This is a genomic window from Brevibacillus sp. JNUCC-41, from assembly GCF_014844095.1.
GTDB lineage: Bacteria > Bacillota > Bacilli > Bacillales > DSM-1321 > Peribacillus > Peribacillus aracenensis.
This window is the reverse complement of the sequence record NZ_CP062163.1, coordinates 3,068,404-3,089,199: the sequence shown is the minus strand read 5'-3', so window position 1 is coordinate 3,089,199 and position 20,796 is coordinate 3,068,404. Positions and strand designations below refer to the sequence as shown.

The 20,796-nt window shown below is 40.7% G+C and carries 22 protein-coding genes and 1 pseudogene; 8 read left to right on the top strand and 15 right to left on the bottom strand.

The features are described 5' to 3' along the window. Positions 1-6: 6 nt before the first annotated feature. Together JNUCC41_RS15015 and JNUCC41_RS15010 are read right to left on the bottom strand one after the other, a co-directional pair. Complete coding sequence (locus tag JNUCC41_RS15015; protein WP_192203700.1) at positions 7-498, bottom strand: DinB family protein; 492 nt, start codon at positions 496-498, stop codon at positions 7-9. Position 499: 1 nt separating this feature from the next. Beyond that, on the bottom strand, positions 500-1,447 hold the full coding sequence (locus JNUCC41_RS15010; protein ID WP_192203699.1) for a fumarylacetoacetate hydrolase family protein: 948 nt from the start codon (positions 1,445-1,447) through the stop codon (positions 500-502). A gap of 383 nt (positions 1,448-1,830) precedes the next feature. Between JNUCC41_RS15010 and JNUCC41_RS15005 the strand changes: the two genes are divergently transcribed. Further along, positions 1,831-2,583, top strand: coding sequence for an IclR family transcriptional regulator (locus JNUCC41_RS15005; protein ID WP_192203698.1), 753 nt, complete (start codon positions 1,831-1,833; stop codon positions 2,581-2,583). A gap of 57 nt (positions 2,584-2,640) precedes the next feature. Here JNUCC41_RS15005 and JNUCC41_RS15000 read toward each other — a convergent pair whose 3' ends face one another. From JNUCC41_RS15000 to argC, 8 genes are all read right to left on the bottom strand, one after another. After that, positions 2,641-2,820 (bottom strand): YjzC family protein, encoded by a 180-nt coding sequence (locus JNUCC41_RS15000; protein ID WP_034314546.1) that lies wholly within the window; start codon positions 2,818-2,820, stop codon positions 2,641-2,643. A 133-nt stretch (positions 2,821-2,953) separates the two neighbouring features. After that, positions 2,954-3,913 carry an ornithine carbamoyltransferase gene (gene argF / locus JNUCC41_RS14995; RefSeq protein WP_192203697.1) on the bottom strand — a complete coding sequence of 320 codons (960 nt, stop codon included), beginning with the start codon at positions 3,911-3,913 and terminating at the stop codon, positions 2,954-2,956. Further along, a complete protein-coding gene (locus JNUCC41_RS14990) occupies positions 3,910-7,029 on the bottom strand; it encodes a carbamoyl-phosphate synthase (glutamine-hydrolyzing) large subunit (RefSeq protein WP_192203696.1) in 3,120 nt (1,039 codons plus the stop codon). Before JNUCC41_RS14990 ends, argF begins: the two co-directional genes overlap by 4 nt. After that, positions 7,022-8,104, bottom strand: coding sequence for a carbamoyl phosphate synthase small subunit (locus tag JNUCC41_RS14985; RefSeq protein WP_192203695.1), 1,083 nt, complete (start codon positions 8,102-8,104; stop codon positions 7,022-7,024). Before JNUCC41_RS14985 ends, JNUCC41_RS14990 begins: the two co-directional genes overlap by 8 nt. A gap of 81 nt (positions 8,105-8,185) precedes the next feature. Next, a complete protein-coding gene (locus JNUCC41_RS14980) occupies positions 8,186-9,337 on the bottom strand; it encodes an acetylornithine transaminase (RefSeq protein ID WP_192203694.1) in 1,152 nt (383 codons plus the stop codon). Further along, entirely contained in the window at positions 9,334-10,107 is a 774-nt protein-coding gene (gene argB / locus JNUCC41_RS14975; protein ID WP_192203693.1) for an acetylglutamate kinase, read from the bottom strand. Before argB ends, JNUCC41_RS14980 begins: the two co-directional genes overlap by 4 nt. Before the next feature lie 12 nt (positions 10,108-10,119). Next, positions 10,120-11,352, bottom strand: coding sequence for a bifunctional ornithine acetyltransferase/N-acetylglutamate synthase (gene argJ, locus JNUCC41_RS14970; protein WP_192203692.1), 1,233 nt, complete (start codon positions 11,350-11,352; stop codon positions 10,120-10,122). Between the two features lie 17 nt (positions 11,353-11,369). Further along, positions 11,370-12,407, bottom strand: a complete 1,038-nt coding sequence (argC, locus tag JNUCC41_RS14965) for an N-acetyl-gamma-glutamyl-phosphate reductase (RefSeq protein WP_192203691.1) — start codon at positions 12,405-12,407, stop codon at positions 11,370-11,372. Between the two features lie 231 nt (positions 12,408-12,638). Between argC and JNUCC41_RS14960 the strand changes: the two genes are divergently transcribed. Beyond that, positions 12,639-13,328: a Crp/Fnr family transcriptional regulator gene (locus JNUCC41_RS14960; protein WP_192203690.1), complete on the top strand. Its 690-nt coding sequence runs from the start codon at positions 12,639-12,641 to the stop codon at positions 13,326-13,328. A gap of 277 nt (positions 13,329-13,605) precedes the next feature. Here the strand turns inward: JNUCC41_RS14960 and moaA are convergent, their stop codons facing one another. The 3 genes from moaA to JNUCC41_RS14945 form a co-directional block, all read right to left on the bottom strand. Beyond that, the gene (gene moaA / locus JNUCC41_RS14955; RefSeq protein ID WP_192203689.1) at positions 13,606-14,619 is read right to left on the bottom strand and encodes a GTP 3',8-cyclase MoaA; all 1,014 of its coding nucleotides are present in this window, start codon (positions 14,617-14,619) and stop codon (positions 13,606-13,608) included. A gap of 107 nt (positions 14,620-14,726) precedes the next feature. Then, the gene (locus JNUCC41_RS14950) at positions 14,727-15,053 is read right to left on the bottom strand and encodes a metal-sulfur cluster assembly factor (RefSeq protein ID WP_430624067.1); all 327 of its coding nucleotides are present in this window, start codon (positions 15,051-15,053) and stop codon (positions 14,727-14,729) included. A 100-nt stretch (positions 15,054-15,153) separates the two neighbouring features. Continuing rightward, positions 15,154-15,942 (bottom strand): alpha/beta fold hydrolase, encoded by a 789-nt coding sequence (locus JNUCC41_RS14945; protein WP_192203687.1) that lies wholly within the window; start codon positions 15,940-15,942, stop codon positions 15,154-15,156. Between the two features lie 229 nt (positions 15,943-16,171). On the opposite strand from JNUCC41_RS14945, the gene JNUCC41_RS14940 reads away from it, so the two are divergent. The 3 genes from JNUCC41_RS14940 to JNUCC41_RS14930 all read left to right on the top strand — a co-directional run bounded on the left by JNUCC41_RS14940 (position 16,172) and on the right by JNUCC41_RS14930 (position 17,499). Beyond that, a complete protein-coding gene (locus JNUCC41_RS14940; RefSeq protein WP_192203686.1) occupies positions 16,172-16,987 on the top strand; it encodes a Cof-type HAD-IIB family hydrolase in 816 nt (271 codons plus the stop codon). Positions 16,988-17,098: 111 nt separating this feature from the next. Beyond that, positions 17,099-17,251, top strand: a complete 153-nt coding sequence (locus JNUCC41_RS14935) for a hypothetical protein (protein ID WP_164468789.1) — start codon at positions 17,099-17,101, stop codon at positions 17,249-17,251. Beyond that, complete coding sequence (locus JNUCC41_RS14930; protein ID WP_192203685.1) at positions 17,251-17,499, top strand: DUF3813 domain-containing protein; 249 nt, start codon at positions 17,251-17,253, stop codon at positions 17,497-17,499. The genes JNUCC41_RS14935 and JNUCC41_RS14930 overlap by 1 nt, the downstream gene beginning before the upstream one ends. Positions 17,500-17,540: 41 nt before the next feature. Here JNUCC41_RS14930 and JNUCC41_RS14925 read toward each other — a convergent pair. Next, a pseudogene (locus JNUCC41_RS14925) lies at positions 17,541-17,789 on the bottom strand (KGG domain-containing protein); the annotation flags it as partial. A 136-nt stretch (positions 17,790-17,925) separates the two neighbouring features. Further along, positions 17,926-18,768, bottom strand: a complete 843-nt coding sequence (locus tag JNUCC41_RS14920; protein ID WP_192203684.1) for a YitT family protein — start codon at positions 18,766-18,768, stop codon at positions 17,926-17,928. 156 nt (positions 18,769-18,924) lie between these two features. Between JNUCC41_RS14920 and JNUCC41_RS14915 the strand changes: the two genes are divergently transcribed. The 3 genes from JNUCC41_RS14915 (at position 18,925) to JNUCC41_RS14905 (ending at position 20,586) form a co-directional block, all read left to right on the top strand. Further along, positions 18,925-19,791 (top strand): DegV family protein, encoded by an 867-nt coding sequence (locus JNUCC41_RS14915; protein ID WP_192203683.1) that lies wholly within the window; start codon positions 18,925-18,927, stop codon positions 19,789-19,791. Positions 19,792-19,859: 68 nt separating this feature from the next. Then, complete coding sequence (locus JNUCC41_RS14910; protein WP_192203682.1) at positions 19,860-19,991, top strand: DUF3941 domain-containing protein; 132 nt, start codon at positions 19,860-19,862, stop codon at positions 19,989-19,991. Positions 19,992-20,094: 103 nt separating this feature from the next. After that, a complete protein-coding gene (locus tag JNUCC41_RS14905) occupies positions 20,095-20,586 on the top strand; it encodes a YajQ family cyclic di-GMP-binding protein (protein ID WP_063232211.1) in 492 nt (163 codons plus the stop codon). Positions 20,587-20,796: the final 210 nt, after the last annotated feature.

The window sequence follows — 20,796 nt, the reverse complement described above, 5'->3', positions numbered from 1 at the left end:
CTTTCCTCACTGGATTTTAGAAAGATTTCGCTTAATTTGATCATAGTGTCCTGAAACATGCTCATCGATGAAGTGATCGACAATATAAGAAACTGGTTTGTTTCCGAATTTAGCGAAATTCCGGTGTGGCGATTCTTTGGATAGTGTTTCTTCATCAAGATTTCCGAGACTGCTCTCCACTTTATATTTAAGCTCCTCCACTTGCTTCATGACATCATCAACAGCGATTTTGTCAGTATCGGTAACTGCTGCCAATCGGGCTGGATCTTGCAATCCACGCCCCCATTTGGCTCCAGGCATCGCTATTACTGTTTCCACTTCACCTAACCAATATGGAATGGCCTCAGCTAAATGGGAAAGTATCTGCATGATTGACCATTCATCATCTGTCGGCTTAAATCTGATCGTTTCTTCCGGTAGGTTTGTCACTGTTTCAAGAATGTGGTCGATTGATTGTTGAACCGATTGGATTGATGTCCCGATTTCCTGATAAGCCATTTTATTTTCCCTCCCCGACACGTTGCACACGGTTTTCAAGATAACCTATTTTGTCGATTTCGATTTTGACAACGTCACCATCTTTTAAGAATACTTGTGGGTCACGGGCTACTCCTACCCCACCAGGTGTTCCTGTGAGTACGATGTCACCTGGTTCAAGAGTCATTAAATTCGATAAAAATTCAACTAAATACTTCACATCGAATACGAAGTTGGCTGTATTCGTTTTTTGGCGTTCTTCACCATTTACCGTTAATCGGACATTTAAGCCAGATGGATCGGATAGTTCATCGGAAGTGACTAACCAAGGCCCCATCGGAGCACTTCCTTCAACCGTTTTCCCTTGAAGCCACTCAAGTGTACGCCGTTGGATATCACGGTACGTTACATCATTCGCAATTGTATAACCAGCCACATAATCAAGAGCATCCTCTTTGGATACATTACGTGCTCTTTGTCCGACTACAAAAGCGAATTCCGCTTCATAATCTAGTTGTTCTGAGATTGGGAAAAACGGTATATCATCCTGGGGACCGATTACTGTATTGGCGAACTTTGCGAATACCACAGGGAATGGCGGCAGTTCACGACCCATTTCAGCAATGTGCTCACGGTAGTTATGTCCTACACAAATAATTTTGCCTGGCTTTTGGACAGGTGCCTCAAGCTTGATATTTTCAATTTCATGCACCAATTTATGTCTGAAGGAATCACGATTGTTAATAGCGTAGTCCGCAGCCTTTTTCGCGATGGAAAGGCTTTCATTCCCTCCCTGTAAAAACGCCTCCATTGTTGCTGGGACATACGCTTCAGCGATTTGTTCACTGCGAAGTTTCCCTTCGCTTTCAAGTAGCGCTTGATAGGCATAGTTCAAGTCAACTATTACATTATTCGGGTAAATTGCACCAATACGTTTAAATCCTTGACTGCTGAAAGTTACTAGTTTCATATTTCATTCTCCTTTATTCATCTTGATTTTTTTAAAAACCAATCTTTGATGCCACTATCCTAATTCTGCTGGATTCACTTCACAAACCAGCATTTGGATGGCTATACACCTCATCACTTTCACTTATAGATAACTTTGTTCACTATTTATATAAATAGTAACTTAATTTTCGGAATATTGTCAAGAAAGTATTGCGAATTTTTGTGCAAATGTTATCATCTACACCATTATGAGTACTTCGGGATCATCTGAATTTTTTTATTTAACAGGAAAGGTTATTGATAGCTTCAAGCAGACGGCGGTTTTTCGTGCTAAATTCCATTTATATTTTACAGATTCTGATATACTAGACCTAAATTAAAACAGATTAGGGAGATTGACTTATGGAAATCGTAAAATCCGGTTCGACGATTCAATCATTACAAATAGGGATGAGCATCATAGATTTACTTGCTTCCCAAAGGACTCCTTTAAGATTCTCTGATATTCAAGAATTAACGGAAATAACGAAAAGTAACCTCTATAAGTATTTGAATACTTTGACTCAGCTTGAGTTGCTATATCGCGATAAGACAACCGGTATGTATCACCTTGGGAGCAAACTGATTCAATACGGCATGGCAGCAATAGGAAATGAGGATGTCACGAGCAGAATAACTCCTTACTTACAGGAAATCAGTCACCATACTTCTTGCACAGTCCTTTTTTCCGTTTGGACATACGATGGACCAATCACGGCGAAAATTTGGAATTCAAACCAAAACTTAAACATCGGGGCACAGTTAGGTACGCGTCTTCCCCCTTCATCCTCATCCGGAAAGGTATTCACTGTTTTTCAGGATCCTTCCTTGACAGCCGAATGGATTGAAAAAGATCGTAATGTTACAGGCTCGTTCCTTAAAGAAACGGATGAATATCATGAAATTCGGAAATACAAAATAGCTTTTGCCAAAGAGCCTCTTGTACCTTCTGTTTCCTCCATGTCCATTCCGGTTTTTAATTATAATTCAGAATTGTTGGGAGCGATCACTGCCGTCGGGTTCACCGAAAGCATTCCAGATCATCATGAAGATCCCTTAAGCGATTATTTAAGAAAGAGCTGTTTGGAAATCTCGAAAATATTCGGTTATTCCTGAATAGGAAAAAGCAGGAAAAAGGATGGCGATCATTCCTTTTTCCTGCTTTTAGATGTTTCATGGCTTCCGCTTATATGTCCAAATCCGGTTATGATTGGATGTTTCAGGAAAAGAATCCCCTGCATCAAGCTTTACCATTTTCGGATTCACTACCGTGCTGCCCGTTTCACCGATTTCTACGTAGGTCCCATTATTAGGTGCCTTCTGACCTGGCTTAAATTGGCGATTTTGCCCCATAGATTTCACCCCTTTTACATGCTTTCCCCGTTATTATTACCAGTATCCTTACATTCATGTCAGAAAAATTAAGAACATACAGGAAAGCGGCTTGAATCAAAAAGCGCCTGCTCAGGGAGCAGACGTTTTTTTGTTATGACATTAAATCCACCAGAACCGCCTTTTGGGCATGCAGACGATTTCCGGCTTGGTGGAATACGACGGAATTAGGTCCATCGATGACTTCAGCCGTTACCTCTTCTTCCCTGTGCGCAGGCAGGCAATGCATGAATAAATAATCTTCTTTGGCAAATTTTACAAGTTCACCATTGATTTGGTAATCTTTAAAAGCTTCTAAGCGGATACTATTCTCGATTTCCTGCCCCATGGAGGTCCATACATCGGAATAGACGATATCCGCATCTTTTATGGCTTCCGATGCTGAGGTTGTCACCACAATTTCACTGCCAGTCTCTTCTGCCACTTTTTGGGCATAGGCTACGACCTTTTCATCAGGTTTGTAGGCCTCAGGACACCCGATGGAAAAATCCATTCCCATTTTTGCACAGCCTACCATCAATGAATTGGCAACATTATTGCCATCACCGATATAACTCATCTTCAAGCCTTTTAGCTGCCCTTTTATCTCGATGATCGTCAAGAAGTCTGCAAGCACCTGACAAGGATGCGCAAGATCTGTTAACCCATTGATAACTGGGATAGATGCATTTTCTGACAATTCCAGGATTTTTTCATGCTCGAAGGTACGAATCATGATGCCATCAATATATTCAGAAAGGACTTTTGCAGTATCGGAAATAGTTTCACCACGCCCAATTTGCAAGTCATTGCCGCTTAAGAACAAAGCGTGTCCGCCAAGCTGCATCATGCCTACTTCAAAAGATACACGGGTACGGGTAGACGATTTTTCAAAGATCATCCCCAGCGTTTTCCCTTTTAAAGGAGTATATTCTTCACCAGCATGCAATTTGGCTTTAATGGTCTGCGCTAGCTTTAACAAATCTGCAATTGCCGTTGGTGCAGACTCCTTCATGGTTAAAAAATCTTTTCCATTTAATATCTTCGCTTGTGTCGGTGCCGTCATTGAACTCATACGTGTGACACTCCTTTCGAATATGGTATAAGCCATTCCTGAAGCGAGGTAACCCCTGGATCAGCATTTTCTAACGATTGTAGATAGGCCTTGAAAGTCTCTTCTTCCGTAAATGCAAGCAGTCTGTATTTCGCTGCAAGTAACCTTAGCTTCTTATCTTCTTCCGTTGTTCCATATGCCAAAACGACTGCGCCGTTTCCTTCATTTAACCATTTATCAAAGTCTGAATTCCCCACTGTCAAACCAGCTTCTTTGATTTGCATTACCAAATCTTCATTTAATTGGACTGATCCGGATTGATAAACACCTGAAGTATGTTTAGCTTTTTGAGCATGGAATACTTTTGACAACGCTTCATTTACCGTTTCTCCGATGGCAATTCCTTCACCTGTTGATTTCATTTCCGGACCTACCTTCGAATCAAGTCCGCTTAGTGCAAATGTAGAGAATACCGGATATTTGACGACAGCATATGGAATTTCTTCCATTAAGCCCGTTTTTTCGAACACATTCGACAATGAATATTTCCCGAGCAATATTTTTGTCGCTATTTGCACCAAGGATACATCAGTCACTTTACTTATGATTGGAATTGTCCGGCTGGCGCGAGGATTCACTTCCAATACATATACACTATTTCCCTCGATTACGAATTGGATGTTCATGAGTCCTTTATAACCAAGTTCCCTAACTAGTTTTTTAGCATAAAAGGTCATTTTATCTTTGATATCATCCGTTAAGGATTGAGCTGGCAATAACGCCATGCTATCCCCTGAATGGACGCCTGCTTTCTCTATATGTTCAGCAATGATGGGAATGTATACATCGTTTCCATCCGCAATCAAATCGATTTCTGCTTCCTTCCCTGGAATATAGGAATCGATCAACACGGGATATACAAGTGCCGATCCATTTGCGATTCTATTCAATAAGCTTTCCTTGGAGCGGATGATTTCCATGCCCTGGCCGCCAATTACATAGGATGGGCGTAAGAGCACTGGAAAACCGATTCCCTCTGCACTGGCAATTAATTGTTCTTCACCATTAGCCATTGAGCCCGGTACATGGGGGATATCCAGTTTTTGAAGGAGCTGATAAAAACGATCACGGTCTTCCAATTGATCAAGTGTATCGAATGATGTCCCCAACAAATTGACACCGTATTCTTCCAGGCCTTTTGCCAAGTTTATCGCAGTCTGCCCACCGAATTGGACGATAACATCTTCAATATCTTCCGCCTCTATTACATTCAGAACATATTCAAGAGTTAAAGGTTCGAAATATAGGCGGTCTGCCGTCGCAAAATCCGTGCTTACCGTTTCCGGATTATTATTGATCATGATCGTTTCGACATTTTCATCTTGGAGTGCATAAACACCGTGAACCGAACAGTAATCAAATTCAATTCCCTGTCCGATGCGGATCGGACCGCTGCCAATCATCAACACTTTCTTTTTAGCCGTTTTTTTCTGTTCGTTCTCACCAAAATATGTTGAATAATGATAGTTCGTATGTGATTCGAACTCGGCTGCACATGTATCAACCGTTTTGTAGACAGCAGTTACGCCCAGTGATTTCCGGTGCGCTCTCACTTCCATTTCATTTACTTTCCATACGGATGCAAGATAGCGATCAGAAAAGCCCTTTTCCTTGTAAGATTGAAGTTCTTCCCTTGTTACCTGATCGATTTCCTTAGCTTCAATTTCCATTTCGTTTTGGATCAATGAAGCAAAGGATTTAAGAAAGAAATAATCTATGGCTGTCGCTTCATGGATTTCTTCAATCGTCACGCCTTTTCTAAGCATTTCAAAAATGACAAAGATTCGTTCATCAGATTTTTCGGCAAGCTTTCCCCAAAGTTCAGGAACTGTTTTATTTCTTAGCGATGATAGCTGCAGCCCAATCGTTTTCAATTCCAAAGAATCGACGGCCTTTTGGACTCCTCCCTCAAAGCTGCGGTGTAAAGCCATCACCTCACCAGTCGCCTTCATCTGTGTTCCCAATTTGCGGTTGGCGCTCGTGAATTTATCGAATGGCCACCTCGGGAACTTCACAGCTACATAGTCAAGAGCAGGTTCGAAGCTTGAATAAGTGCTTTTCGTTACTGGATTGATGAGCTCCGATAAATTGTAGCCGACAGCGAGCTTGGCAGCTATGCGGGCTATGGGATAACCTGTTGCTTTGGAAGCTAGTGCCGATGAACGGCTGACACGCGGGTTTACTTCTATTAAATAATATTGCTTGCTATTCGGATCAAGTGCAAATTGAATGTTACAGCCACCAATGATACCTAAAGCAGAAATGATTTTAATGGAAGCGGCACGCAGCATCTGAAACTCATCGTCCGATAAAGTCTGTGATGGTGCCACGACGATCGAATCACCTGTATGAATCCCTACCGGATCGATATTTTCCATATTACAGATGGTGATGCACGTATTGTTGCCATCTCGCATAACTTCATATTCTACTTCCTTATAACCAGCTATGCTTCTTTCAATCAAGCATTGTGTTATCGGGCTTTCTTGCAGTCCGCCCCGTACAAGTTCCTTAAAGGCATCCAGTGAATCAGCAATCCCACCGCCAGTTCCGCCAAGTGTATAAGCGGGACGAACGATGATGGGGAAACCGATTTTGTCAGCAAATGCCAACGCTTCTTCAAGTGTATGAACAATTGTACTGTCGGGAACGGGTTCACCTATTTCAAACATCAGCTCACGGAACAGTTCACGATCCTCCCCTTTTTTGATGGAGTCGATCGGAGTTCCCAGTAATTTGACTTTATATTTTTCAAGTATCCCGGCATCATCCAATTGATAAGCAAGATTCAATCCTGTTTGACCGCCTAATGTAGCGAGCAGGCCATCCGGCTTTTCTTTGGAAATGATCTTTTCCAGTACATCAACTGTTAAAGGTTCGAAATAAACAGCATCCGCATTCATATCATCAGTCATGATCGTTGCAGGATTGTTGTTGACCAGTATGACTTTATATCCTTCTTCCTTTAAAGCAAGGCAGGCCTGTGTACCTGCATAATCGAATTCGGCGGCCTGCCCGATGACAATCGGCCCCGAACCAATCACTAAAATAGTCTGTATCGTGTCGTCCTTAGGCATAAGCTTTTTCTCTCCCGCTATAATCATTTATCATTTGTAAAAAGTCATTGAATAGTAATGAACTCTCGATAGGTCCTGGATTTGCCTCTGGGTGGTATTGGGTAGTGAAGATAGGCAAGTCTTTATGCATGAGCCCCTCAACCGTGTTATCATTCACGTTTCTGAATCTCACTTGCAACGATGTTCCTTGTAAGCTCGGTTCATCAACCTCATAACTATGATTCTGCGAACTCATATACACCTTTTTCGTTTTCAAATCGACCACGGGCTGATTCGCACCGCGATGTCCAAACAGCATTTTCTTTGTATTTCCACCTAAGGCAAGGGCCGTTAATTGATGACCTAGGCAAATGCCCATCGTTGGAAAATTCGTAATGATCTTTTTAATGTTTCCTAAAAGGTATTCAAGCTGTTTTGGATCCCCAGGCCCATTTGAAAGCAAAATTCCATCTGGCTTCAAGTCCTTGATTTGTTCGAATTCAGTATCGAATGGTACGACAGAGACTCGGCAGCCTTGCTCTACCAATGAATCCAATATGGATTTTTTATAGCCGAAATCCATCATTACCACGTGCTTGTCGCCTTCCCCAAAACTCTCGACAACCTTTGTGGATACCTCAGAAACGTGGGCTGATAAACCAACCAGGCCAGGTACGACAGTGTATTCTTCTTCCGCTGTGATGACTGCCTGCATGGAACCTTCCTGTCTTATATTCTTAACGACCGCTCTTGTGTCAACATGGCTTAAAAGAGGAATGTTCCACTTGTCTAAATATTCACCAAGTGAATATTTAGCTTGATAATGGGAATGGCTCATATTCCCTTCATATACAATCACACCGGCAACATGCGGCTTCTTACTTTCAAAATCATGTTCATTGATTCCATAATTTCCGATTAGCGGGTATGTGAAGATGACAATCTGGTCCTTATATGAAGGATCTGTCAACACTTCTTGATATCCGGTCATTCCTGTGAAAAAGACAATCTCTCCAGTGATTGTTTTTTCAGTCGATTTAGTCAGCAGTTCCCCTTCAAAGACGGAACCATTCTCTAAATATAGATAGCTTTTCATGATCTTCACCTCTTTAGATGATGTATATTTATATATACGATAGCATAATTATTCATTTTGTTCCATAAAAATTCAATAAATTTAGATAGTTTGTTTTATTGCCAATACTTTTTTTATTTTATTTATCGCCATATCGATCTCCGATTCGGTAACTGTCAGGGATGGGAGTAAACGAAGCACTTTAGGACCTGCACTCAATACAAGTAAGCCCTCTTCTTGCAGTTCCATTAAAAACACCTGAACATCTTGTTTACATTCAATTCCGACCATCATTCCCAGACCCCGAATCTCTTTCACTTCTTCCATGTCCTTCAATGCTTTTGCCAATTCGCTCTCAAGGTATTCAGCCTTTTTAACGGTTTCTTTTAAAAACCCTGATTGGAAAATTTCCTTTAACACGGCTTCGGCAGCCGAGACACTAACGGGATTACCTCCAAAAGTGGATCCATGACTTCCAGGGTTAAAGTACTCAGAAAGTGCTTCCTTCCCAATCATCGCCCCGATTGGCAAGCCATTTCCCAGCCCCTTTGCTGTAGTGATGATGTCCGGTTGGATATTGAAATGCTGGAATGCAAATGGTTTCCCTGTACGTCCTATTCCAGTCTGAATTTCATCTATGATAAGGAGAGCTCCGTGTTTTTGGCATTGTTTTTGAATCGTGTCCAGATATGATTGCTGTACAACATGGATGCCGCCTTCTCCTTGAACAATTTCAATCATAACAGCTGCCGTATTTTCATCGATGGCTGCAGTCATGGCGTCATTATCATTAAATGGAACATAGTCGAACGAAGCTAGCATCGGTCCAAAACCAGTCTTGATTTTTTCCTGCCCCGTTGCAGCCATCGTTGCAAACGTACGGCCATGGAAAGACTGCTGACATGTGACAATTTTGCTTTTCCCGGTAGCTTTACGTGCTAGTTTGATAGCTGCCTCATTCGCCTCGGCACCGCTGTTGGCAAAGAACACCTGACTTAAACCAGAGGCATCAGCCAGCATTTTTGCCGTCCGTTCCTGTAGGGAACTTTGAAACATGTTTGATACATGCCAATATTTATTAAGCTGTTCCGTGATGGCCGATTTTACCAACTCATGACAATGTCCAAGATTCAAAACCCCGATTCCGGATGTGAAATCCAGATACTCTTTACCTGCTGTACTCGTAATCTTCAATCCTGACGCTGTTGTTGGCTCAATGTTCCACCTTGCATATGTTGGAAATATATTACTCATTGAAATACCCCTTCTTCCTGAAGAAATTTCGTACCGATGAATTGTCCGTCTTGATAAAAATGATCTTTCCCACTAACGATCATCACTTCTTCAATCCCTTTATTCAGCACCGACAGCGCTGTAGTGACTTTCGGGATCATTCCCCCATGGATGCTACCATCATTTATTAAATTATTCGTTTCTGTTTCATTCAATCTGTCAATGATCTGCCCATTTTTCAAGACCCCTTTAACATCGGTCACAAATAAACACATATCAGCCGATAATGCCTTTGCTACAGACCCTGCAGCCATATCGGCATTCACATTTAATATAGTGCCTTCTTCGGTTGTTGAAATGGGCGTCAATACCGGACAATAACCTTTTTCGAATAATAGTCCGAATAATTCCGTATTGACTTGTTGTATCTCACCAACAGCTCCAAGTTTCTGTTCATTGATATAATCACCTGTAAGAATTCCACCGTCAGAGCCATTTAAACCGATTGCCTTGATGCCATGGGATTCCAATTTATGAACAAGGCTGCGGTTCGATTTGCCTGCCAGCATAAGTTCCACAATTTCCAGCACTTCTGTGGTCGTTTTTCTTAAACCATCTTCAAATACTGGTTCAATTTCAAATTTTTCAAGCATTGAATTTATATCAGGGCCGCCTCCATGCACAAAGACAATATGGTACCCGCAGTTTTGTAACTCTTTAACACTATTGAAAAAAGACTCCGATAACTCATTAATGATGCTTCCGCCGCACTTTATAACTAATATGTCCATACTTTTCACCTCTTACGAACGATAGCTCCCGTTTATTTTCACATAATCATAGGTTAAATCGCAGCCCCAAGCCGTTCCTGATTCATTACCATCTTTCAAATAAACATTAATGATGATACTTTCATTTTCCAAGTATACTTTGGCTTCTTCCTCAGAAAACATTACCGGCTCACCATCATTAAGTACGACGATATCGCCAAAAACGATCGTTGTTTGATCCGGATTGAATTCCACTCCGCTTCTACCCATTGCAGCGATGATTCGTCCCCAGTTTGCATCCGCTCCAAAAGCTGCCGTTTTCACTAGATTTGACCCAACGATCGTCTTCGCCAACATCTGTGAATCTTGCTTCGCAGGCATGCCATGAACATTCACTTCTATCAGTTTTGTGGCACCTTCTCCGTCTTTCGCAATTTGTTTGGCGAGATTTTCGGAAGTTTGTTTTAATAATTCCAAGAAAATGGACCATTCAGGATGGTCAGGTGTCAAAGGTTCATTGTTTGCTTCTCCATTCGCGAGCACTAACACCATGTCGTTCGTTGAACAATCACCATCAACCGTGATTTGATTGAATGTATCATTTGTAATGGAGGAAAGTGCTTGCTGTAGATCATCCGGTTCAATTACAGCATCCGTCGTAATGAAACCAAGCATTGTGGCCATGTTTGGATGAATCATTCCCGACCCCTTCGCAGCACCGCCCATTTTCACGGTTTTTCCGTCAATAATCGTTTCATAGCCACAGCTCTTCGTTACAATATCCGTTGTTAAAATGGCTGTACCAAAAGCTTCAGCAGCTTCAGGTGTATTTTCTGGCTGCAATGACTCTATGCCTTTTTTTACTTTTTCCATTTCCATGAATTCCCCTATGACTCCCGTTGAAGCCACTGCAAATGAATGGTCCTTCAAACCGAACTTTTGAGCCGCAAGCTTCCTCATTTCATTTGCATCTTTTAACCCCTGTTCACCTGTACAAGCATTCGCACAAGCACTATTCACTACAATACCGTGAAGCCTTCCATTAACGGCTATGCTGTCTTTCGTTACATTGATTGGAGCGGCTTGAACAACATTTTGTGTATAAACCGCCGCGGCTGATGCTGGGACATCGGTAAAAATGATGCCAACGTCCTTTTTGGAATAGCGTAATCCTGCATGTACACCTGCCGCTTTGAACCCTTGGGGCATTAAAATGTTTCCTTTTTGAATTTGTTTGATTTCTTCAACTGGCTGTAATGTTTTCATTTTTTTTCCTCCAAAGTTTACGGATACAGCGGACTGTTCCATAGTCCTGCCGTTTCTTCTAGTCCCATTAATATATTTGCATTTTGAATGGCCTGCCCTGCAGCACCCTTCACTAAATTATCAATAACTGAAACCACCGTTACCTTACCTGTTCTTTCATCATAATCAACGCCAATGTCGCAAAAGTTCGATCCATATACTTGTTTTGTGGATGGAAAGCGATCAAGGGGCTGTATTCGGACAAATGGGTGGTTCTCGTAAACAGTTTCGTATAAATCCTTTAATTCAACATTTGAGGTTTCCCGATTTACCTTTATATACATCGTCGCCATAATCCCTCTTGTCATTGGAACAAGATGGGTATTGAAGGTAATAGGCTGTAGACCAGTTGACCATCTCCCAAGCTGTTGTTCGATTTCCGGTATGTGTTGATGTTGATTTACCTTATATATCTTAAAGTTCTCATTCATTTCACTATAATGGGTGACTGCCGAAGGTGATTTACCCGCCCCGGAAACCCCGGATTTTGCATCGATAATCACATCGGCAGCTGCTCCGGCCAATCCTTCAATGAATAAAGGGGCAAGACCTAAGAGTGATGCGGTTGGGTAGCACCCTGGATTTGCAATAATCGTTGCTTTTTTTATTGCTTCGGCATTCCATTCAGTCAATCCGTATACGGCTTCCTCAATAATGTGCTGAGGCGCTGCTGGTTTTTTATACCAGTGTTCATATTCACCTGGAGCTTGAAGCCTGAGGTCTCCTGATAGGTCGATTACTTTAATATCAAGGTCAGAAAATTCCGAAATCAGTTGCGAGGAAACACCAGAAGGAGTTGCAAGAAATACAATATCGGATTTTTTTGCAATCGCTTCCGGGTCAATTTCTTCTAATTTGTCTTTCATATGCATGAAATGTGCATTTTCTTCAGATAAACTTCGGCCAAATTGGGAAGAAGTATGCAATGATTTTATTTTAAATTGCGGATGATTATTCAAGAATCTTATTAGTTCCATTCCTCCATAACCCGTTGCACCTACTATTGATACGTTCATAAAACCATCTCCTATAATTTCAGGTCCCTGTCATTCTTTGATTCTATTATTATAAGACTGAATAAAAATAAAATCAAATGTATTTTTATAAAATTCTAAACTAATATTTCAAATGAAAATTTATCCATCTAAATTCCTAGAATTATCCAAAGTTGTTGACTGTTAGTGTTTTTTCCGTTTAAATCAAATAGTGAGTGAGTTTTAACGGCATTTGGAAAGGTGGTCATTTGCATGAATGAATTATCGTTATCTAATCGGATGCATTCCATTTTAGATAATAAACAGCAAGTTAAACATATGGAAAAAGGGAGCTACCTTTTTCACGAGAGCACCCCAGCAAGTGATTTGTATTACATTTTAAAAGGTACAGTAGAAGTGAGTAAGGTTGTTCCTGACGGTCGGGAATTAACTATACGCATTAGTTCGGAGAATGATTTGGTTGGGGAAACAGTCTTATTTTCTCCAAACCCTAAATATATGATGAACGCAAAGATGATGGAAGATGGATCTGTTGCGGTAATCTCCAAAGAAGCATTAGAAAAGAAAATCGCCTCAGATAGCCATCTTGCAGTCGAGATGATGACATGGTTATCGGCTCAGAACCGTAAAAATCAGGCTAAATTCCGCGATATGCTCCTGCACGGCAAGAAAGGTGCCTTTTACTCCACCCTTATCCGTTTATCCAATAGTTATGGCACTGAAGCAGAAGACGGAAAAGTTATCAATCTTCCTTTTACAAACCAAGAACTCGCCAATTTTTGCGGCACATCCCGCGAGGTAGTCAATCGAATGCTATCTCAATTAAGGAAAAACAATGTCATCTCCATTAAAAAGGGGCGCATTACGATTCTTGACTTTGATTTTTTGAAACAGGAAATCGACTGTGAAAACTGTCCAATAGAAATCTGTACCATCGATTAAATCCCACATAAAAAGCAGTAAATAAATAAATAAATAATGCCGTACTGACTGAAAATGATCGGCGTTTATTTCAGGGCTGAATTTTCCCTAGGACCATTTAATTATTTTCATTTCCATGGATTCCTATAAAAAAATATAAATATGCATAAAAAAGCATAAAAATCGATTTCGTCCATTGACTGGCATCAGAAGTTCAAAATTAACTATAAAAAAAATGAAGGGATGGCGTAATTGCCATCCCTTCATTTTTTATTCATTCGGAAGGAGTATTTGTATATTACCCGCCAATGAATGACATTTCGATTTTTTCCTGTTTCTTGGCCGTTCCCGCTGCCCGCTCATCCGAATAGCGGTCGTCTCTAAGATTCCAAAGCGAAATGATGAACCCGGTTAATTCTTCATCTGTCATGCCGGAACGGAGCAATGACTTCAAGTCATGTCCCTTTCCATTAAACAGGCATGTATATAAACTTCCATTAGCAGAGAGACGTGCACGTGTACAACTTGAACAAAAAGACTCGGATACCGAGGTTATGAAGCCCACTTCTGCAGTAGTGCCTTTATAACGGTAGCGTTTTGCCACCTCTCCAAAATAATCTTCTTCAACCGGTTCTAAATCAAATTCGGTTTGGAGCATTTCAAGAAGTTCTTTTTTCGTAATGACATTCTTCAACTGCCAGCCATTTGTATGTCCGACATCCATGAATTCTATATAGCGTAATTGAATGCCCTCTTCTTTACAAAATCGGGCCATCGGCAGGATTTGAGATTCATTGGTTTCTTTTTTCACTACCATATTCACTTTAACGCCAAGCCCAGCTTCTTTGGCAGCTGCGATGCCTTCAATAACAGGCTTTATGCCGATATTCCTGCCGTTCATCTTCTTGAAAAGTTCATCATCGAGGCTGTCTAAGCTGATATTCACCCTTTGCAAACCAGCTTCCCTCAAATTCACGGCATATTTTTTCAAGAAGACACCATTCGTAGTCAGTCCAATATCTTCAATACCTTCGATTTTGACGAGATTTGTAATCAGAGTGGTGAGATCTCTCCGGAGTAATGGTTCCCCGCCTGTCAACCTTAGTTTTTTTACCCCTAAGCTTGCGAATATTTTAGAAAGCCTTACAATTTCCTCATAAGATAATAGCTCACTTTTAGGCAGGAACTGAAAGTTCTCATGAAAAATTTCAGCAGGCATGCAATACTGGCAGCGAAAGTTACAGCGATCTATGACTGAAATCCTTAAATCCCTTAGTGGCCTGTCCAATGAATCTTTAATTTGACTGTTCAATTAACCACTCCTAGCCGAAAGTATTAGAAAAAACCAGACCATAATAAGTGACTCAATTGAATGGATTCACTGTTTTTTGACTGGCTTTTCATTTCTATATAGAATTATTATTTGATGCCTAATGCAATTTTAGCATACCTGGACATTTTGTCTTTAGTCCATGGCGGACTCCAGACAATCTTCACATCCGTTTCCTTTACCTCTGGGATATCTTCCAGAACCAATTTGACTTGATCGACGATCGTGCCAGCTAGCGGACAGCCCATGGCAGTCAATGTCATCGTCACGGTAGTCAGACCTTCCTCATCCATATCCACATCATATACCAAGCCTAAATTAACGATATCTATGCCAAGCTCAGGGTCAATGACCTGCTCCAAAGCTCCAAATATAATGTCTTTTGTATCTTGATCCACTTCAATCACTCCTTTCATGGAAAATCTCTTCGTTTTAGATAGTCTGTTTCATCATTATGTCCATTTTAGACTATATTTTATGTCCGTATTAGAATCATAACAGATTTTGAGTGAGTACTTAAGCATTTTGCACAGTTGACAGTAAATGTTTCGCAAACCAGTCTGCAGTCATAAGTACGCCTTCCCTACTCACTTTATGCCCAGCCTTAGAATCAAGGATGAAATCAATTTTTTCATCTGCCTCATTATACCCTGCTTTGACAGCTTCATAAAAACGATATGCATGTTGATAAGGCACAATCGGATCTTTGGCACCATGCCAAAAAAGAAGCGGACGGTTTGAAAGCTTATCCTGATTCAGACTCAAATCAAATGGCTTGAGCTGTTCAATCACCATGGAAACTTCCTCATCAGTAGCTGGGAAATTAACTTTCCTTTTCTTAATCTCCGTAATTTGGAGCTCTGCATACGCGACATATGATGGGTTTCCCATTAAACTGACTCCGGCGGATATCCACTCATAGGCAGCCAGGGCCCCATTAGTCACTATTCCCCCCATAGAGGTACCAGCTACGCCGATTCTGTCAGGATCAATTAATTTTCGGGATAATAAATCATCCTTCAACAAAGATAAATCCTGGATTGTCTGTAATACCATTTCCCAAAAACGGGGCATCATTTGAGAATCACTCAAACCAGCTCCCCTTTCCCCATGATGGATCACATCGGGAAGAAGCACACGAAAACCCTTTTCGGCCAATAAATAAGCATAGTGAAGATTGTGTTCTTTTGCACTTTGGAAACCATGTATAAAAATAATAACCGGCAATTCCTGATTGAAAGTGGTTCCTTCACCTATGTGCAATACAGGAATATGTCCAATTAGTTCTTTTTCAATAATTATCAAATTAACCCCTCCGAATAATTTGTTCCGGTCTTTTCAATACCATTATCAAAATGGCATTGGCATTCATCATTCCGCTCCTTAAACCTGAGCTTCGCTTTAATCATCATGATTTTGGATATAGTAATATCATACAGGAATGCATAAAGAATGAAAAAGATTTACATTTACTTTAAAATGGGCTTAACAATATTTGCATATAATGAAATCAAAAAGAACAGAAGGTGTGTACATGGCTGAGAAACATTTAATCGTATTGGATCTTGATGGTACTTTACTTACAGATAACAAAACCATTTCTTCAAGGACTAAAAAAACACTCTTAAAACTAAAAGAAGATGGACACGAAGTTATGATCGCTACCGGGCGTCCTTTTCGCTCAAGTGAACTTTATTACCGGGAATTGGGGTTGACTACACCCATCGTTAATTTCAATGGCGCTTTCGTCCATCACCCATTGCATACAAGCTGGGGGGTATATCACTCTCCATTGGATATAAGTGTTGCCAAAGAAATTGTTGAAGCGTGTGATCAGTTTAAATACCACAACATCATAGCAGAAGTCCGAGATGATGTTTATGTTCATTATCATGATGAAAAGTTGATGAACATGTTCAATGTAGGAAATCCGACCATGAAGACAGGTGACTTGCGCAATTACCTTCAGGATTCCCCAACTTCGATGCTAATTCACACAGATAGTGAATTCGTTGGGCAGATTCGCCAGCATTTATCCGATGTCCATGCAGAATTGGTCGATCACCGCCGCTGGGCAGAGCCTTTTCATATCATCGAAATAATAAAAAGCGGGTTAAGTAAAGCGGTAGGTTTAAAACGTGTATCCAACTATCTGGAAATTCCTCAAAACAGGATAATCGCTTTCGGTGATGAAGATAATGATTTGGAAATGCTTGATTTTGCGGGAACCGGGGTGGCCATGGGAAATGCGATTTCACCTGTAAAAACGGTAGCAAATACGACTACATTGACGAATGAAGAGGATGGTATAGCGGTCTTCCTCGAAGAAAAATTCAATATAAAAGCCTAATTCCTAATACGTCATTTTTTACCTTCATAATATCTCTCTTTCAAGCCAAACTAAAATGGACAACAGCTTCCATTCCGTTGTCGACAACGCTCAGAATCGGAGGAGATAAGAATGGGTAAAAGCAGTAAATCTAAACGATTTGTACAGCAAGGCAAAGAAAGTGTTGCCAGGCATGCCGAAAAAATCCCTTATCACACTACGTTTGAAGAGGCTGAAAAAGACAGGTTAAGAATTATGTCAGAACAAAGCTATGGTGGCTTCTAATGGGAAACAATTTATTCCAAAAGGCAAGGGAATTTGTTGAAGAAGCTCTCCACTCTGAGCATGACGGTGACCAGCATAAGACAGAGGAAATCGCTAAAAATGCTCTCCACTCTGAGCATGACGGTGACCAGCGCAAGACAGAGGAAATCGCTAAAAACGCTCTTTCATCAGCCTTTGCCAATACGAGCGAGGCCGAAAAAGCACAACTGCGAGAACTCCAGGAAGAGCTGGAAAACCACTCTAAATAACGTGAAAGCCTCCAGGAATCCTGGAGGCTTTCGCTTTGTTAATTGTTATTTCGTGCTTTACCGCCTTTTTCACCAATTTCTTTATAAAAGTCTTTACCATGGGAATCTGCGGTGGCTTCTCCGCCCTTTTGTCCAATTTCTTGATAAAATTCCTTCTCATGATTATCCGACGTAGCTTCTCCACCCTTTTGTCCAATTTCCCGGTAAAAATCCTTGTCGTGATTTTTAGAAGTGGCTTCCCCGCCTTTACGACCTGCTTCCTGTCTGCTCATTTTTTCGTCGTTAGCCATTTTTATCACTCCTTCATAAGACTTTAAATTGGCGCTACAATATAAGAATTAGCCGTTTGATACAGGCATTAAACTTAAAACGCCTAAATATTGCCTTTTGTAATAGAAGTGTAATGGCCTTAATTTTTTGTTCATATCATTCCCTGCGGAAAGTTCCAACAATGCCTGAAGTTTCTATGATGTTTGTGAAAGCGTGTGGATCCACTTCCTTGATGATCTTTTCAAGGTCATACAATTCATACCTTGTAATGACAATCAATAACATTTCCTTAGTTTCGTTGGTGAACGCCCCTTTTGCAGGAACTCTTGTGATTCCGCGAACTAATTTAGCATGGATTGCCTGTTTAAGTTCTTCACTTTTCTTTGTAATGATCATGGCAGTAAGCTTTTCATGCCGTGTATGAATCGCGTCAACGACCCGGGTCGATGTGTAAAGGGTAACAAGTGTGTACAAAGCTTTTTCCGGTCCATATACAGCACCTGCCGTTACAATGATCACGCCATTCAGCAGAAATAAATAAGTACCGACGGGTTTGTCTTTCTTCCGTGACAGAAGCATGGCGATAATATCCATTCCGCCAGTCGATGCACCGTATTTCAAGGTGATCCCCACACCTACTGCAGCTATGACGCCGCCAAATACCGCATTTAATAATATGTCAGGTGACCAGCGTGTAATCGGAATGATTTCCATAAAGAAGGACATCAAGACAACGCTGAGGAAACTATAAAAAGTGAAAGACTTTCCAACCTTTCGCCAAGCAATGATCGTTACTGGAATGTTCAATAAAAACAATAGAATACCTGTCGATAAATTAAAAGGAGCAAAAGAACCAATCATCCTCGATAGAAGCTGGGCCACTCCTGTAAAGCCGCTTGCATATACGTTTGCCGGTATTAGAAAAAAGTTCATTGCGATGGCATTAAGTAATGCTCCGACCACAACTATGATAATTTTCTTCATTTCACCACTGTACATCCTAAAAACCTCCATTTCACCCTTATTCTATTATCTTTTTACCCTTAATTATTTATTCTATTTATGTAGAGATTGAATTTTTACCGTTACGTGCTACACTAAATTGTAGAGTGTCCACTCATTTCTAAAAATTGTAAAAAGGAAAGCAGGTGTATTATGGCTATCACAATTCTTGCAGATAGTGCATGTGATTTGCCGTTGTCTTTCTATAAGGAAAACAATGTTTCATTAATTCCTTTACAAGTCCATCTTGACGGGAAAAATTATGAAGATTTACTTACCATTAATTCTCACGAAGTCTATCAGGCGATGATTGAGGGAAAATCCCCGAAAACATCGCAAGCTTCCCCGGAATGCTTAATAGAACTTTTCACACAGTTTGCCAAAGAGAAAAAACAAGGGATATATATAGCCTTTTCCTCTGAGTTATCAGGAACATATCAAACGGCAGTGATGATTCTTAATCAGGTGAAGGAAGAGTACCCTGACCTTGACATTGAAATCGTCAATACAAAATGCGCTTCGATGGGCGTCGGATTAATTGTGAAGAAAGCAGCCGATCTAGCAGCAAACGGTGCCACTAAAGAAGAAATTTTAGCTGACATAGAATTCCAAACCCGGCATATGGAGCATCTATTCACTGTAGATAACCTTGAATATTTGGCCCGTGGCGGCCGCATCTCCAAAACATCTGCCCTTGTTGGCGGTTTATTAAACATTAAACCGTTATTGCATGTAGAAGATGGGAAGCTTGTTCCGCTGGAAAAGTTACGCGGCAAAAAGAAATTGATTAAACGTGTAATCGAATTAATGCACGAAAGAGGAAAAAATTTAAAAAACCAAACGATTGCCATCAGTCATGGTGATGATGAAGCGACTGCCATGGAATGGAAGGAAGCCATTCAAAATGAATTCGGGACAACCAATTTCATGATCCATACAATCGGCTCCGTCATCGGTGCACATGCCGGTCCTGGTACAATTGCCCTCTTCTTCTTAAACGATACCCCTGAGAAATCATAAACATACATACTCCCTTCCATTATTGTGAACAATATATATTGATCAGATAATGGAAGGGAGTTTTCTCTATGTCAAAAACAACCGATGACAACAAAAGGCCAAAAGATAACCAGGCGAGAAATGCTGAAAAAAATGTCGCCTATCAGGAAAATCTTGTTGCGGGTAAGCACTCCTATTCGAAGAAAACAGACCATAAATGACGCGAGGGGCTTGTCCCCTCGCTTTTTTAATATGGTTTAGATAGTTGTCTTCCTATCACACTTTCTCTATAATAAAGGAAATAAAACCTGCTGGAGGTAAGTGATGGCAAAGGAAAATTCATTTGATATTGTTTCGAAAGTAGACTTTTCAGAAGTAACGAATGCAGTTACCATGGCTATGAAGGAAATACAAACACGCTATGATTTTAAAGGGAGTATAAGCAGCATCACCATTGAAAAAGAAGATCTTGTTTTAGTGTCCGACGATGAATATAAGCTTGAACAGCTGAAGGATGTTCTCATTAGTAAACTCATTAAACGTGACGTACCAGTCAAGAACCTGGACTATGGCAAATTAGAAGGAGCTTCTGGCGGAACCGTTCGCCAACGTGCTAAGTTGATTCAAGGCATCGATAAGGAACAAGCAAAAAAAATCAATACCATCATTAAAAACAGCGGTCTGAAAGTGAAAAGCCAAATCCAAGATGATCAAATCCGTGTTACAGGTAAGAACCGGGACGATTTGCAAGGAATCATTTCCGCAATCCGGGGCGCTGATCTGTCCATTGATGTACAATTCTTAAATTACCGCTAAGTATGAAGGCCTCACCTTTGGGTGGGTCTTTTTTTATTTGCATTGCCCCAATAGCCGTCTTCCCCCTTATTCTTCAAATGAATCTCCTTCATGTAACATGGAAAGACTAGTCATGTTCCCTTAGTTATATAAATAACCCCCCAAAACAATTGGTCATTTTTCCCATGTTTTCTTTTTTCTAAAAAAGGAATAGAAAAAGCATAGATAATT